The sequence below is a fragment of the Rhodococcus sp. GXMU-t2271 genome, from assembly GCF_041414735.1.
GTDB lineage: Bacteria > Actinomycetota > Actinomycetes > Mycobacteriales > Mycobacteriaceae > Rhodococcus > Rhodococcus indonesiensis.
This window is the reverse complement of record NZ_JAUIZP010000034.1, coordinates 37,423-50,038: the sequence shown is the minus strand read 5'-3', so window position 1 is coordinate 50,038 and position 12,616 is coordinate 37,423. Positions and strand designations below refer to the sequence as shown.

Annotated in this window: 15 protein-coding genes; 6 read left to right on the top strand and 9 right to left on the bottom strand. The window is 70.7% G+C overall.

What is annotated here, in order from left to right; translation table 11 throughout:
* Positions 1 to 246 precede the first annotated feature (246 nt).
* From QYS60_RS13475 to QYS60_RS13455, 5 genes are all read left to right on the top strand, one after another.
* A complete protein-coding gene (locus QYS60_RS13475; RefSeq protein WP_040274023.1) occupies positions 247 to 780 on the top strand; it encodes an MmpS family transport accessory protein in 534 nt (177 codons plus the stop codon).
* Between the two features lie 161 nt (positions 781 to 941).
* Entirely contained in the window at positions 942 to 1,664 is a 723-nt protein-coding gene (locus QYS60_RS13470) for a 2OG-Fe(II) oxygenase (RefSeq protein ID WP_371383418.1), read from the top strand.
* Positions 1,661 to 1,921, top strand: coding sequence for an Ada metal-binding domain-containing protein (locus QYS60_RS13465; RefSeq protein ID WP_289377520.1), 261 nt, complete (start codon positions 1,661 to 1,663; stop codon positions 1,919 to 1,921). Before QYS60_RS13470 ends, QYS60_RS13465 begins: the two co-directional genes overlap by 4 nt.
* 320 nt (positions 1,922 to 2,241) lie before the next feature.
* On the top strand, positions 2,242 to 2,748 hold the full coding sequence (locus tag QYS60_RS13460; protein WP_054375319.1) for a MarR family winged helix-turn-helix transcriptional regulator: 507 nt from the start codon (positions 2,242 to 2,244) through the stop codon (positions 2,746 to 2,748).
* A 246-nt stretch (positions 2,749 to 2,994) separates the two neighbouring features.
* The gene (locus QYS60_RS13455) at positions 2,995 to 4,281 is read left to right on the top strand and encodes an MFS transporter (protein ID WP_289377537.1); all 1,287 of its coding nucleotides are present in this window, start codon (positions 2,995 to 2,997) and stop codon (positions 4,279 to 4,281) included.
* A gap of 68 nt (positions 4,282 to 4,349) precedes the next feature.
* On the opposite strand, the gene QYS60_RS13450 is transcribed toward QYS60_RS13455, so the two are convergent.
* Positions 4,350 to 4,889: a serine hydrolase gene (locus QYS60_RS13450; RefSeq protein WP_371383419.1), complete on the bottom strand. Its 540-nt coding sequence runs from the start codon at positions 4,887 to 4,889 to the stop codon at positions 4,350 to 4,352.
* A 48-nt stretch (positions 4,890 to 4,937) separates the two neighbouring features.
* Positions 4,938 to 5,549 carry a serine hydrolase domain-containing protein gene (locus QYS60_RS13445; RefSeq protein ID WP_371383417.1) on the bottom strand — a complete coding sequence of 204 codons (612 nt, stop codon included), beginning with the start codon at positions 5,547 to 5,549 and terminating at the stop codon, positions 4,938 to 4,940.
* 213 nt (positions 5,550 to 5,762) lie between these two features.
* Here QYS60_RS13445 and QYS60_RS13440 point away from each other — a divergent pair, with 213 nt between their 5' ends.
* Positions 5,763 to 5,954, top strand: a complete 192-nt coding sequence (locus QYS60_RS13440; RefSeq protein ID WP_003936775.1) for a hypothetical protein — start codon at positions 5,763 to 5,765, stop codon at positions 5,952 to 5,954.
* A 17-nt stretch (positions 5,955 to 5,971) separates the two neighbouring features.
* Here the strand turns inward: QYS60_RS13440 and QYS60_RS13435 are convergent, their stop codons facing one another.
* The 7 genes from QYS60_RS13435 to QYS60_RS13405 form a co-directional block, all read right to left on the bottom strand.
* Complete coding sequence (locus QYS60_RS13435) at positions 5,972 to 6,409, bottom strand: HIT family protein (protein ID WP_289377518.1); 438 nt, start codon at positions 6,407 to 6,409, stop codon at positions 5,972 to 5,974.
* Positions 6,406 to 6,984: a TetR/AcrR family transcriptional regulator gene (locus tag QYS60_RS13430; protein ID WP_003936777.1), complete on the bottom strand. Its 579-nt coding sequence runs from the start codon at positions 6,982 to 6,984 to the stop codon at positions 6,406 to 6,408. The genes QYS60_RS13435 and QYS60_RS13430 overlap by 4 nt, the downstream gene beginning before the upstream one ends.
* A gap of 111 nt (positions 6,985 to 7,095) precedes the next feature.
* A complete protein-coding gene (gene purB / locus QYS60_RS13425) occupies positions 7,096 to 8,517 on the bottom strand; it encodes an adenylosuccinate lyase (protein WP_003936778.1) in 1,422 nt (473 codons plus the stop codon).
* 24 nt (positions 8,518 to 8,541) lie between these two features.
* Positions 8,542 to 9,159 carry a TetR/AcrR family transcriptional regulator gene (locus QYS60_RS13420; protein WP_003936779.1) on the bottom strand — a complete coding sequence of 206 codons (618 nt, stop codon included), beginning with the start codon at positions 9,157 to 9,159 and terminating at the stop codon, positions 8,542 to 8,544.
* An 84-nt stretch (positions 9,160 to 9,243) separates the two neighbouring features.
* Positions 9,244 to 10,422, bottom strand: coding sequence for a pyridoxal phosphate-dependent aminotransferase (locus QYS60_RS13415; RefSeq protein WP_371383416.1), 1,179 nt, complete (start codon positions 10,420 to 10,422; stop codon positions 9,244 to 9,246).
* Between the two features lie 143 nt (positions 10,423 to 10,565).
* The gene (gene purD, locus QYS60_RS13410) at positions 10,566 to 11,822 is read right to left on the bottom strand and encodes a phosphoribosylamine--glycine ligase (RefSeq protein WP_054375258.1); all 1,257 of its coding nucleotides are present in this window, start codon (positions 11,820 to 11,822) and stop codon (positions 10,566 to 10,568) included.
* Positions 11,823 to 11,908: 86 nt separating this feature from the next.
* The gene (locus tag QYS60_RS13405; protein WP_289377517.1) at positions 11,909 to 12,604 is read right to left on the bottom strand and encodes a nucleoside/nucleotide kinase family protein; all 696 of its coding nucleotides are present in this window, start codon (positions 12,602 to 12,604) and stop codon (positions 11,909 to 11,911) included.
* Positions 12,605 to 12,616: the final 12 nt, after the last annotated feature.

Sequence of the window (12,616 nt, the reverse complement as noted above, 5' to 3'; positions counted from 1 at the left end):
CCTCGACGGCCCCGAACGCACCGAACTCGCCCGCCTGCTCACGAAGCTCGCCGACGGGTGACTGCCGCGACGAGCGGGAGCTTGTTGCGGCATCGCGCGAGTGGCGTCGCCGACATCCTCCCGTTCGCCGCGAGAACCTCCCGCTCGATCGATCCCTCCAGTCCGTAACGCACCGACGCAACACCCCGATGTGCCGAACGTCACAACAACTTCGGGGCAGTGTCGTTCCGAGACAGGGGGATCGCCATGTCGGATCAGCCATACAGCTCCTCGCCCGGTCAGCAACCACCGCCTGGGGGATACCAGCAGGGCAACTACAGCCAGGGACCGTATCCACAGGGCCAGTACCCACCCGGCTACTACCAGCAGCCACCGCGAAAGAAGAAGTGGCCGTGGATCGTGGGTGGAATCGTGCTCTTCTTCCTTCTCGTCATGGGCGGTTGCATGGCATTCGTCGGCGGCGTGGCCAATGAGATCGACAAGGAAGCCAACCGGGAAGTCACCGTCACTTACCAGGTGGAGGGCACAGGAACGGGGGCGTCCGTGACCTACTCCGGGCGCGACATGAACATGGCTCAGGAGACAGACGTCACTCTCCCGTGGACCAAAGACGTGACGATCGACGGACTCGGGAAGTTCGTCTCCCTCACCGTCACCAACAACGAGGACGGTGGCAGTATCACCTGCCGGATCCTCGCCGACGATGCAGTCGTCTCGGAGCAGACGTCCAGCGGCCCCTTTGCCAGCGCCAACTGCACCGGAGACGCCGGCCAGAACTGATCGACCCGGTGATTCTCGCGACGAGCGGGAGCTTGTTGTGGCATCGCGCGAGTGGCGTCGCCGACATCCTCCCGTTCGCCGCGAGAACCTCCCGCTCGGATCTCACGTTCTCCGCCCGGCAGGCGTCTACGGGATGGGACCGCCCCGCGGGAGGAGAAACCATGACCGCTCGGACCGACTCGCTCACCGCGCGGGTCGAGGCTCAGGACTGGCCGGCGCTCGTCGCCGAGCTCGACGCGACGGGGTGCGCGCAGACCGGGCCGCTGCTCACCGCGGACGAGTGCGGACGCGTCGCCGCGATGTGGGACGACGAACGCCGCTTCCGCAGCACGATCGACATGGAGCGGCACCGCTTCGGCAGGGGCACCTACCGCTACTTCGGCGATCCCGTACCCGAGGGCATCACCCGGCTGCGCGCGGCGTTCTACCACCGGCTGCTGCCCGTCGCGCGGGACTGGGCGCAGCGGCTCGGCGATCCGGCGCCGTGGCCCGACGAGTTCGGCGACTGGCTCGACGCCTGCCACGCCGCGGGCCAGACCCGGCCGACGCCGATCCTGCTCCGCTACACCGCCGGCGACTGGAACGCACTGCACCGCGACCTCTACGGCGACCTGGTGTTCCCGCTGCAGGTGGTGATCGGCCTCGACCGACCCGGCCACGACCACCTCGGCGGCGAGTTCCTGCTCGTCGAACAACGCGCCCGGGCCCAGTCCCGGGGCACGGTCACGGTGCTGCAGCAGGGTCACGCCTTGATCTTCACCACCCGCGACCGGCCCACCCGATCCACGCGCGGCTGGACCCGCTCCCCCGTCCGGCACGGGGTCAGCACCGTGCGCGCCGGCGTCCGTCACACCCTCGGCCTCGTCCTGCACGACGCACGGTGACCCGCTACACGCTCGTCGGGAGCGACGGACATCCCTACCTCAGCGCAGCCCCCGGCACCCTGGGCGGACACCGCCGCGGCCGGATCTACGGACGACTCGACTGCCGCGCGGCACGGCGGGCAATCGCGCGCGGCGGCTACGTCCGGGACCGGGTCTTCTTCGCCGGCGAATGCGACGCCGTCGCAGCCGGCTACCGCCCGTGCGCGGTGTGCCTGCCGGATCGCTACCGGACATGGAAGGCGAACCGAGCCGGATGAGCGACGGTGCGCCTTCTGCGCCGCGTATCCGCCGAAGCGGTGCCCGTCGGCCCGGACGCCCCCCACGGCACGCCTCCGCAGAGGTCGAATTACATTGTGATGCATTCCGATTCACACACCGGGGAAACCGATACCCGTTCGTCCGGTAATCGACTGCCCGACAGTCGTTTCGGAGGCATCACCCATGGGTCGATGCCACCTCGCGGGGACTCCATCCCGGCCCGGGAGCGGGCAGCGGCATACGACACGGTGCGGCGGCGCTTTCCGGCCCGCCCCGGCGACCGTCGTCGGCAGGTGCCCGGTTGGGTAGCATCGAGGCCATGAGCACGGAGGCCCGCCCCCACTCGGCCGGGGCCGAAGCCGGGTCGTCGAGGGCGACGGCCGACCCCCTCGCCCTCGACCGTCAGGTCTGCTTCGCCCTGTCCGTCACCAACCGCGCGGTGCTCTCGGTGTACCGGCCGGTGCTCGAGCCGCTCGGCCTGACCCACCCGCAGTACCTGGTGATGCTGGCACTGTGGGGGGACGCGCCGATGTCGGTGAAGGAGATCGGCCGGGCCCTCCAACTGGACTCGCCCACCCTGTCCCCGCTTCTCAAGCGGCTCGAGTCGCTCGGTCTGATCACCCGCACCCGAAGCCCCCAGGACGAGCGTCAACTGGTCGTCGACCTCACCGACGCGGGACGTGCACTGCGGAATCGGGCGGAAGCGGTGCCCGAAACGGTGGTGCGCCGGCTCGGGGTGAGCCTCGCCGAGCTCGAGGAACTGCACGACGTGCTGACCCGCATCAATGCCGCCGCGCTGCGCGCCGGCGCCCTCGATCAACACTAGGCACGCGAGCCCCGGGCGCCGATCGACGGATCCACGCTCTCACCATGCGGGAATCCGCAGGAGAAAAATTACGGAAGGGTAACGAACCACCTCTCGGTGCACATCGAACGAATCGGACGGCCGCCCATTGGGTACGCCGGAACGGTTGTCCGAACGAAGGGATGTGTCTTGAGACCCACCGGCGATACCGACGTGCACTCCGAGGTCCGACCCGGTCATCTGCGGCGCGCGATCAGCGCCTCGGCCATGGGCAACTTCACCGAGTGGTTCGACTACGGCGTCTACGCCTACACCGCCACCTACATCGCCGACTCGTTCTTCCCCGGCGACCTGGAATCGGCCACGCTGCTCACCCTGGGTGTCTTCGCCGTGTCCTTCCTCGTACGTCCGCTCGGCGGGCTGGTGTGGGGTCCCCTCGGCGACCGGCTCGGACGCCGCCAGGTGCTCGCGCTGACGATCATCCTGATGGGCACCGCGACCGTCCTGCTCGGCGCCATTCCCTCGTACGCCTCCATCGGCTTCTGGGCACCGCTGCTGCTGGTGCTGCTCCGCATGATCCAGGGCTTCTCCACCGGCGGCGAGTACGGCGGCGCGGCGACCTTCATGGCCGAGTACTCCCCCGACCGTAAGCGCGGGTTCTTCGGCAGCTTCCTCGAGTTCGGCACCCTCGCCGGCTTCTCGTTCGGCGCGCTCATCGTGCTGTCCATCGACCTGGTCTCCACCGACGCGTTCATGAGCGCATGGGGCTGGCGCCTGCCGTTCTTCGTCGCCGGACCCCTCGCCCTCGTCGGGCTGTACCTGCGGTCGAAGCTCGAGGACACCCCGGTGTTCCGCGAACTCGAGGCCGAGGGGGAGGTCGAGCAGGACACCGGCACGCAGTTCAGGAGCCTGCTCTCGCAGTACTGGAAGCCGATCGTGACGCTCATGGGTCTGGTCGTCGCGCTCAACGTCTGCAACTACACCCTGCTGAGCTACATGCCGACGTATCTCGAGAACCGCATCGGTCTGTCGAGCACCGCCTCGCTGTCCCTCGTCGTCATCGGGCAGCTCGCCATGATGGCGGTCATCCCGTTCGCGGGCTCGCTGTCCGACCGGATCGGCCGCAAGCCGATGTGGCTGATCTCGATGGGCGGGCTGCTGTTGCTCGCGATCCCGATGTACATGCTCATGGCCGTGAGCTTCGCCTGGGCGATCGTCGCCTTCACGGTCCTCGGCCTGCTGTATGTGCTGCAGCTGTCGACCATCTCGGCGACCTTCCCGGCCATGTTCCCGACCCACGTGCGCTTCGCCGGCTTCGCGATCGCCTACAACGTCTCGACGTCGCTGTTCGGCGGGACCGCCCCGGCGGTCAACGAGTGGCTGGTGGAGCGGACCGGGAACGACCTCGTCCCCGCCTTCTACATGATGGGCGCGTGCGTCGTCGGTCTCGTCGCGTTGTACTTCGTGGCAGAGACGGCCGGCGCGTCCCTGCGCGGGCGCGGGATACCCGGCGTCGACACCGAACCGCATCCCACCGCGATGGCGAAGGCCTGACTCCGAACACCTTTCCGGGAGGGTGTTCCGCTCGAGGCGCCCGGTGCCGGGTGCGCAACCGCTGCGGATCAGGCCGACGTGGCGGCGCTGGTCATCGCGGCACGTAAGGCGACGTCGCGCGGATCGTTTCGAGACTTGCCCATACGGTTGCAGACGTACCCGTAGCCGATCCCGGCGTCCGGATCGGCGTAGCCGAAGGAGCCGCCGGCACCGGGCGCGCCGAACGACCGGGGCCCACCGAAAGACCAGTCCGGACTCGGGCGCATGAAACCGAGCGAGAACCGGATGTCCCCGAGCACGCACGCGTCGTGGAATCCGTGTCGGGGCGGCACCGGCGGGGCCGTCAGTTCGTGCAGCGTGTCCGGGCGCATCCCGAGTTCGGCACCGCCGGTGGCCAGGACACCGTAGGTGTGCGCCAGGGCGCGTGCCGTGCCCACGCCTCCGCCGGACGGCGCCTCCAGATCGCGCGCGTAGATCGTGTCCGGGTCCAGTGCCACGAGCGTTCCCGGATTGGCGACCAACGAGCGGTAGAACACCGACCGCTTGTTCAGGAACGCCGGAAACAGTCGCGGCGACAACTCGGCGATGTTCAGGAAGGGATTCCGCATCACGAGCGGGGCCAGTCGGGTGTCGGGAACGGAGGCCGGGAGGCGGATCTAGAACTCCAGACCCAGCGGCGTCGCGATCTCGTCCTGGAAGACCTGCCCGAGCGTGCGATGCTGCGGGTCGACCCGGCGAACGAGTTCACCTTGATAGAAGCCGAGGCTGATCGCGTGGTAGGCCTGCCGCTCCCCCGGCGCCCACTCCGGTCTCTGGCGGGCCATGATCGCGGCCAGTCGGTCCGGATCGGCGATGACCCCGGCATCCACCGGTTCGTCGAAGCCGAACAGTCCCGCCTGGTGGGCCAGCAGTTGGCGGACGGTGATCCGTTCCTTGCCGTTCTGCGCGAACTCGGGCCAGTAGGTGCAGACGCGCTCGTCGAAATCGAGCCAGCCGCGGGAATGGGCCAGCGCGACGGTCACGGCGGCCATCCCCTTCGTAGCGGAGAAGACCAGTGCCATGGTGTCCCGCTCCCACGGTGCGCCGGTCGCCTTGTCCCGTACTCCGCCCCACAGATCGACCACCCTCTCGCCGCGGTAGTAGACGCAGCAGGCGGCACCCAACTCCCTACGGCGGGAGAAGTTCTCGGCGAACGCCTGCCGCACGGCCGTGAAGTCGCCGCGCGCATATCCGTGAATCCCCGGGTGCAGGGACATTCGAGCGGACACGGTCGTCTCCTCTCGGGTGGTGCGGCTGGTTACCGGCGATGCGGCACCGGACCACGCGCGTAGCCGATCGTGTGCGGCAGGCCGACGAGCGACTCCCCGGGTCACCGTCCCCGGACAGTCTCCCGCGCCCGGGGGACGAGGGCAATGCAGTTGCGTGCCGGGTCGCCCGTCGCGCACATGTCCGCCGCATCAGGGATGAGGCAGGATGGTGCGGTGACCGATTCCTCCCCTTCTCCGGAGATCCTGCTCGGCGCGCGCGGGCGTTCGTCCGCCCGCGCGCTCGTCCTCGTCGGCTCGCTCGTCCTGGCCCTCGCCGTCGGCATCCTGTGGCTGCGGTCGAGCCAGGGGATCAGCGCGTCGGCGTGGCGTGACGACGAAGTGGGCCCGGACGATCTGGCCGGGTGAGTCCGGAGGATCCGGTCTCAGCCGGCGCTGCCCCCGGTCTCGGCCAGCGCTGCCCGCACGGTCTCGGCGGTGCCGTCGAGCACGGTGCGGTTCGGGGTGCGTGGCACGGCCCGCAGACCGAAGCCGTCGCCGCGACGACGCGGAACGACGTGCAGGTGCACGTGGAACACTTCCTGGCCGGCGGCGACGCCGTCGGCCAGGAAGAGGTTGACCCCGTCGACGGGAAGCGAACTCGCCCGCAGCGCGGTCGCGATGCGCCGGCCCGCGTCGAACACCTGCGCGCCGTCCTGCGGAGCGAGGTGCGCGAGGCCGGAGGCGTGGCGCTTGGGGATCACCAGCAGGTGCCCCGGCGTGAACGGACGAATATCCATGAACGCCAGCACATCCGGCTCGTCCAGCACGATGCTCGCCGGCGCGGTGCCGGCGACGATCGCGCAGAACACGCAGTCGCTCACGCACTCTCCTGAACGGGTGCCGGCCGCCGGACGCCTTCGAGGAGCTGCAACAACTGCGCCTGCACCTCCGGTCGTTCCCGGACCGGGTCGTCGCTGTGGGCGAGGTAGAGCATGGCCTCCTCGACGGCCGCGACGATCATGTGCGCCAGCGCCGACGACTGCGGGGCCGGCTCGCCGCTGCGCCGCGCGATGGCCCGCAGCGCGCGCTCGGTGATCATGATGGTGTTCTTGCGGTGCCCCTCCCGGACCTCCGCCCAGCCCAGCACCGCGGGAGCCTCGATGAGCAGCAGTCGCCGGATCGCCGGGTCGTAGACGACGTCGAGCGAGGCCAGCACCGCGGCGGTGAACGATTCCCACGGATCGCTGCCCTCGATCGCCGCGAGCGTCTCCTCGGTCTCCACCTGCATCCGCTCCACGACACCGCGGAACAGATCCCGCTTGTTCGCGAAGTGATGGTAGAGCGCCCCGCGGGTCACGCCCGCGACGGCGACGATCTCCTCGGTCGCCGCCGCGGCGTACCCGTCGCGGAGGAACACCTCCGTCGCGGCGTCGAGCAGCGCGGCTCGCGTCCGCACCGCATCTCGGATCCGTACGGCATTACCCGGCTTCCCGGCCAACATCTTCTCCCCTGCATTTCGGCTACCCCCATCTGACAAATCCCCCGGCAGCCCTTTCCCGGATGATCCCTACAGGATCGGCGCCGGCGCGTACTTCGCGGCGTCCGGGTACTGCTCGACGAGGTCCTGCACCGCCGCAACGACGGTGGCGACCTGCGCCTGTGCGGCACCGACGAACGCCGACCGGTCGGCCAGCGCGGCGTCGAGAGCCGCTCGATCCAGTGGCAGCCGCTCGTCGGCGGCCAGCCGGTCCAGCAGGTCCGGCTCGCGGCCCTGCTCGCGCATCGCCAGTGCCACGGCGACCGCATGCTCCTTGATGACCTCGTGCGCCGTCTCGCGGCCCACGCCCGCGCGCACCGACGCCATCAGCACCTTCGTGGTCGCCAGGAACGGCAGGTAGCGGTTGAGTTCCTTCTCGATCACCGCCGGGTAGGCACCGAACTCGGCGAGGACGGTCAGGAACGTCTCCATCAGGCCGTCGAGGGCGAAGAACGCGTCGGGCAGTGCGACGCGCCGCACGACCGAGCAGAACACGTCGCCCTCGTTCCACTGCGCGCCGGCGAGCTCGGCGGCCATCGACGCGTACCCGCGCAGCACCACCTGCAGGCCGTTGACCCGCTCGCAGGAACGGGTGTTCATCTTGTGCGGCATCGCGGACGAGCCGACCTGGCCCGGCTGGAAGCCTTCGGTGACGAGTTCGTGCCCGGCCATCAGGCGGATGGTGTGGGCGAACGACGACGGCCCGGCCGCGACCTGCACGAGCGCGGAGAGCACGTCGTGGTCCAGTGAGCGCGGATAGACCTGGCCGACGCTGGTGAGCACGTTCGCGAAGCCGAGGTGCTCGGCGACCTTCGTCTCGAGCCGCGCGAGCTTGTCGGCGTCCCCGCCGAGCAGGTCGAGCATGTCCTGCGCGGTGCCCATGGGGCCCTTGATGCCGCGCAGCGGATACCGGGCGATCAGCTCGCGCAACCGGGTGAGCGCGATGAGCAGCTCGTCGGCGGCGGACGCGAACCGCTTGCCGAGCGTGGTGGCCTGCGCCGCGACGTTGTGCGACCGGCCCGCCATCACCAGCGGCGAGTACTCGGCGGCGCGTTCGGCCAGCCGCGCGGCGATCGCGACACCGTGGGCGTGCACGTGCTCGAGCGAGCGCAGGATCTGCAGCTGCTCGACGTTCTCGGTGAGGTCGCGGCTGGTCATGCCCTTGTGCACGTGTTCGTGGCCGGCGAGCGCGTTGAACTCCTCGATGCGGGCCTTCACATCGTGGCGGGTGACGCGCTCACGCGCCGCGATGGACTCGAGGTCGACCTGCTCGAGCACGCGCTCGTAGTCGGCGAGCGCCTCCTGCGGAACGTCGATACCGAGCTCCGCCTGCGCCCGCAGGACCGCCAGCCACAGCTGGCGCTCGAGCACGATCTTGTGCTCCGGCGACCACAGCGCTGTCAGGTCCGGGCTGGCGTAACGGGTGGCAAGGACGTTCGGGATGCGACTCACAGGACGTCAGTTTACGGCGCCCCGTCACGCCTCCTGTTCGGCAGGCGGTGCCACCCCCTCCAGGACGCCGGGCAGGATGCACCGCGCGAGGGCCCGCGGATCGGGGTCGAGATCGCTGAGTGCGCCGAGCACGGCACCGTCGACGACCGCGACGAGCCGCCGCAGCTGCGGCTCGTGCACCGACCGTCCGCACCGTTGCAGCAGGTCTGTGAGCAGCTGTTCGATCTGCGCGCGCAGCTCCTGCTGGACGTCGCGCAGCTCGGGGTGGCGGGCGGTGGCGACGCACCGCTCGTAGCGGGCGATGAGACGCTCGCGTTCGATCTCGCCCACCCCGCCGGGCCCGACGAGCAGGTCGACGATCAGGTCCGCGGTGGACTCGGGTCCGCGGTCGCTCGGGGGGACGCACTGCACGCGCGAGCGCATGACGTCGAGTTCACGCCGGCCGTTGTGCTGGACCGCGCTCGCGACGAGGTCGTCGAGGGAATGGAAGTAGTACGTGGTGGAGGCGAGCGGAAGTCCGGCCCGGTGCGCGACGGCGCGGTGCCGGACGGCATCGATCCCGCCCTCGAGGATCAGGTCGGCCGCCGCCGCGACGAGCGCCTGGCGGCGCCGTTCGCCCTTGGGGGTGGCTGCGATCGACACCCTTGTCATGGTGCCAGTCCCCGTGGTCACGCCTGAGGGAAACGGCCCGAATACTCGCAGGTAGGACCAATCTGTCGGGTTTCGTCACGATCCGGGTAGCCAGGTGCGCAGCCGTTCCAGCGCCTCCTGCACGTCCGCGGTGGCCCCGGCGAAGGACAGCCGGACGGTCCGATCGCCGTGCACGGTGTCGAAGTCGACGCCCGGCGCGAGCGCCACCCCGGTCTCCTGCAGCAGCCGAGCACACCAGCGGGTGGAGTTCTCGCCGTCCGGGAGCAGGTGGTCGATGTCGGCGTAAACGTAGAAGGCACCGTCGGCGGGGGCGAGCTCGGTGACACCCAGCTCCGGCAGGCCCCGGAGCAGCAGCTCGCGGTTGGTCGCGTACCGCGTGACGTGTCCGTCGAGCTCGGCCCGGGCCTCCGCGCCGAACGCATCGACGGCCGCGTACTGGGAGATCGCCGGCGGGCACACCGTCATGTTGGAGGCCAGGCGCTGCAACGGCGGGCGCAGTCCCTCCGGTACGAGCATCCAGCCGAGCCGCCACCCGGTCATCGAGAAGTACTTCGACACGGAGCCGATCACCACGGCGTCGCGGGAGGTCTCCCACGCGCAGCTCGTGGCGGGTGCACCGTGCGTTCCGAACTCGATGCCGTGGTAGATCTCGTCGGAGATGAGCAGCGCGTCGTGGTCGTCGCACCAGCGGGCGAGCGCGGCCAGCTCGGCCGGCTCGATCATGGTGCCGGTGGGGTTGGCGGGGCTGGCGACGACGAGTCCGGCGATCGGACCGTCGAGGGCTTCGAGCATCTCGACGGTCGGCTGGTAACGGGTGTGCGGCCCGCAGTCCAGCTCGACCACCCGGCAACCGAGGGCGGCGAGGGTGTTGCGGTAGGCGGGGTAGCCGGGCCGGGCGACGACGACCGTGTCGCCGACGTCGAAGGCAGCCAGGAACAGCAGGGTGAACGCCCCGGAGGATCCGGTCGTGACGACCACGTCGTCGGCGCCGACGTCGACGCTGTAGCGGTCGCGGTGGTAGCCGGCGATCGCCTCGCGCAGCGGCAGGATCCCGAACGTCTCGGTGTAGCCGAGCAACTCGTCGTCGAGGGCACGATGGGTGGCGCGCAGCACCGGGGCGGGTGCCGGCGTGGACGGCTGACCTGCCGCCAGGCTCAGCACGTCGCCGTGGCTGCGCTGCCGCTCGGTGGCCGCCTTCCACACGTCCATGACGTGGAAGGTCTGGATCCGGGATCGTCGGGATTCGAAGCGCACGACCTCAGACGTTAGCCGCTCGCGCTCACCGGATGTCCGCCGGTGGGCGTGCACCGACGGACCGTCGCGACGTCGGCTCGTTCGCCGGACACCCGCGCGCCGAACAGAGCGTGCCCGTGTCCGGGCACCGCGCGGATGCGTCCCTAGGACGGGATCGCGATGCGTCCCTCGACGGCGGCGAGCCCGATGTCCTTGCGGAAGTGCCCACCCGGCAGCTTGATGCCGGCGAGCGTGGCATACGCCTCGTCGCGGGCGGCGGACAGGTCGGCGCCCGTGCCGACGACGCTGAGGACACGCCCGCCGGCCGAGACGACCGCGCCGTCGGCGATCCTGGTGCCGGCGTGCAGCACTCCCTGCGCGTCGGCGCCGGTGACCACGTCGCCGGTGCGGGGGCTGGCCGGGTAGTACTCGGCGGCCAGCACCACGGTGACGGCGGCGCCGTCGCGCCAGCGCAGCGGGGGCAGCTCGGCCAGGGTGCCGGTCGCGACCGCGTTCAGCACCTCCCCGAGCGGCGACTCGAGCAGGGCGAGCACGGCCTGGGTCTCGGGATCACCGAAGCGGCAGTTGAATTCGACAACGGCCGGGCCGTCCTTGCCGATGGCCAGACCGGCGTACAGCAAGCCCGTGAAACCGCATCCCCGGCGGACCATCTCGGCAGCGACGGGCTCCACGACGTCCGCGACGATCGTGTCGACCATGCCCTGCGGCAGCCACGGCAGCGGCGTGTAGGCGCCCATGCCGCCGGTGTTGGGGCCGGTGTCGCCGTCGCCGACGCGCTTGTGATCCTGTGCGGGCAGCAGGGGCACGACGGTCTCGCCGTCGACGAGGCAGAACAGCGAGACCTCGGGGCCGTCGAGGAACGACTCGAGCAGCACGGGGTGCCCGTTCTCGAGGATCTCCGCGGCGTGGTCGCGGGCGGCGGCCCGGTCGGTGGTGACGACGACGCCCTTGCCGGCGGCGAGCCCGTCGTCCTTGACCACCCAGGTGGGGCCGAAGCGGTCGAGCTTCTCGTCGAGATCGGCGGGATTGTCGACGACCTCGCTGTGCGCGGTGCGGACCCCGGCGGTCTTCATGACGTCCTTGGCGAACGCCTTCGAGCCCTCGATGCGGGCGGCCGCCGCGGACGGACCGAAGCAGGCGATGCCCGCGGCGCGCACGGCGTCGGCGACACCGAGGACCAGCGGCACCTCCGGGCCGATCACCACGAGGTCGACGTCCTGTGCCTTCGCGAGCGCGACGACGTCCTCTGCGGACGCGGCGTCGACCGGGAGCTGTTCGGCGATCCGGCCGATGCCGGCATTGCCGGGCGCTGCCAGCACGGCCGTCACGCCGGGATCGCGGCTCAGGGCCAGGACGAGGGCATGTTCACGGGCACCGGAGCCGATAACGAGTACGCGCACGCAGGACAGGTTACGGGACCGGTCCGGGGCCACGGACCGACGCATCGGCGCCCCACGGCCGGGACGGACGACCGGACCGCCCGGCGCTACCGGGCCGCTCCCGCGTCCCGTCCCGTTCCCTCGACCGGGCACCACACCAGGTCGGCGCGGTCACGGGTCCGCGCGACGGTGCGCGCGTTGGGCAGGTCGACCGTGCGCACCCACTCGGCGGCCTCGGCGGCGGTCGATCCGGTGGCCCGGTGGCGCCGGACGAGGCGGGACTCGAGCTCGTCGTCGGGTGCGTCGAGGTAGACGACGAGGTCGAGCAGCGGGCGGATGCGCTCCCATCCGCCGTCCGTGAGGAGCAGGTAGTTGCCCTCGGTGACGACGACGCGGGTCTCGGGGGTGATCTCGTGGAACGCGGCGATCGGTTCGTGGAGGCGGCGCGAGTACTCGGGTGCGTGAACGGTCTCCGTGCGGTCGTCGCGGATCCGGCGCAGCAGGGCCGCGAATCCGGCGACGTCGAACGTCTCGGGCGCGCCCTTGCGGGATCGGGTGCCGTGGGCGTCGAGCCGGTGGCCGGACAGGTGGAAGCCGTCCATCGGAGCGGCCGCGGCGGCGATGCCGGCATCGCGCAGGAGGTCGACGAGCAGGTCGGCGGCGGTGCTCTTGCCGGCGCCGGGTGGGCCGCAGAGCCCGACCACACGGCGCTCTCCCGCCGCGACGGTGCGCAGGTGGCGGTCGATCAGGTCGGTGACGAGCGCGCGCAGCGGTCCCGTCCGGGACGGCGGCGGCGACGGCATGCGACGAGGATA

Coding starts and splice junctions, on each gene's coding strand:
- QYS60_RS13470 (WP_371383418.1), top strand. CDS start 942: ATGACCGCTCGGACCGACTCGCTCACCGCGCGGGTCGAGGCTCAGGAC.
- QYS60_RS13405 (WP_289377517.1), bottom strand. CDS start 12,604: ATGCCGTCGCCGCCGCCGTCCCGGACGGGACCGCTGCGCGCGCTCGTC.
- QYS60_RS13455 (WP_289377537.1), top strand. CDS start 2,995: ATGGGCAACTTCACCGAGTGGTTCGACTACGGCGTCTACGCCTACACC.
- QYS60_RS13475 (WP_040274023.1), top strand. CDS start 247: ATGTCGGATCAGCCATACAGCTCCTCGCCCGGTCAGCAACCACCGCCT.
- QYS60_RS13460 (WP_054375319.1), top strand. CDS start 2,242: ATGAGCACGGAGGCCCGCCCCCACTCGGCCGGGGCCGAAGCCGGGTCG.
- QYS60_RS13450 (WP_371383419.1), bottom strand. CDS start 4,889: ATGCGGAATCCCTTCCTGAACATCGCCGAGTTGTCGCCGCGACTGTTT.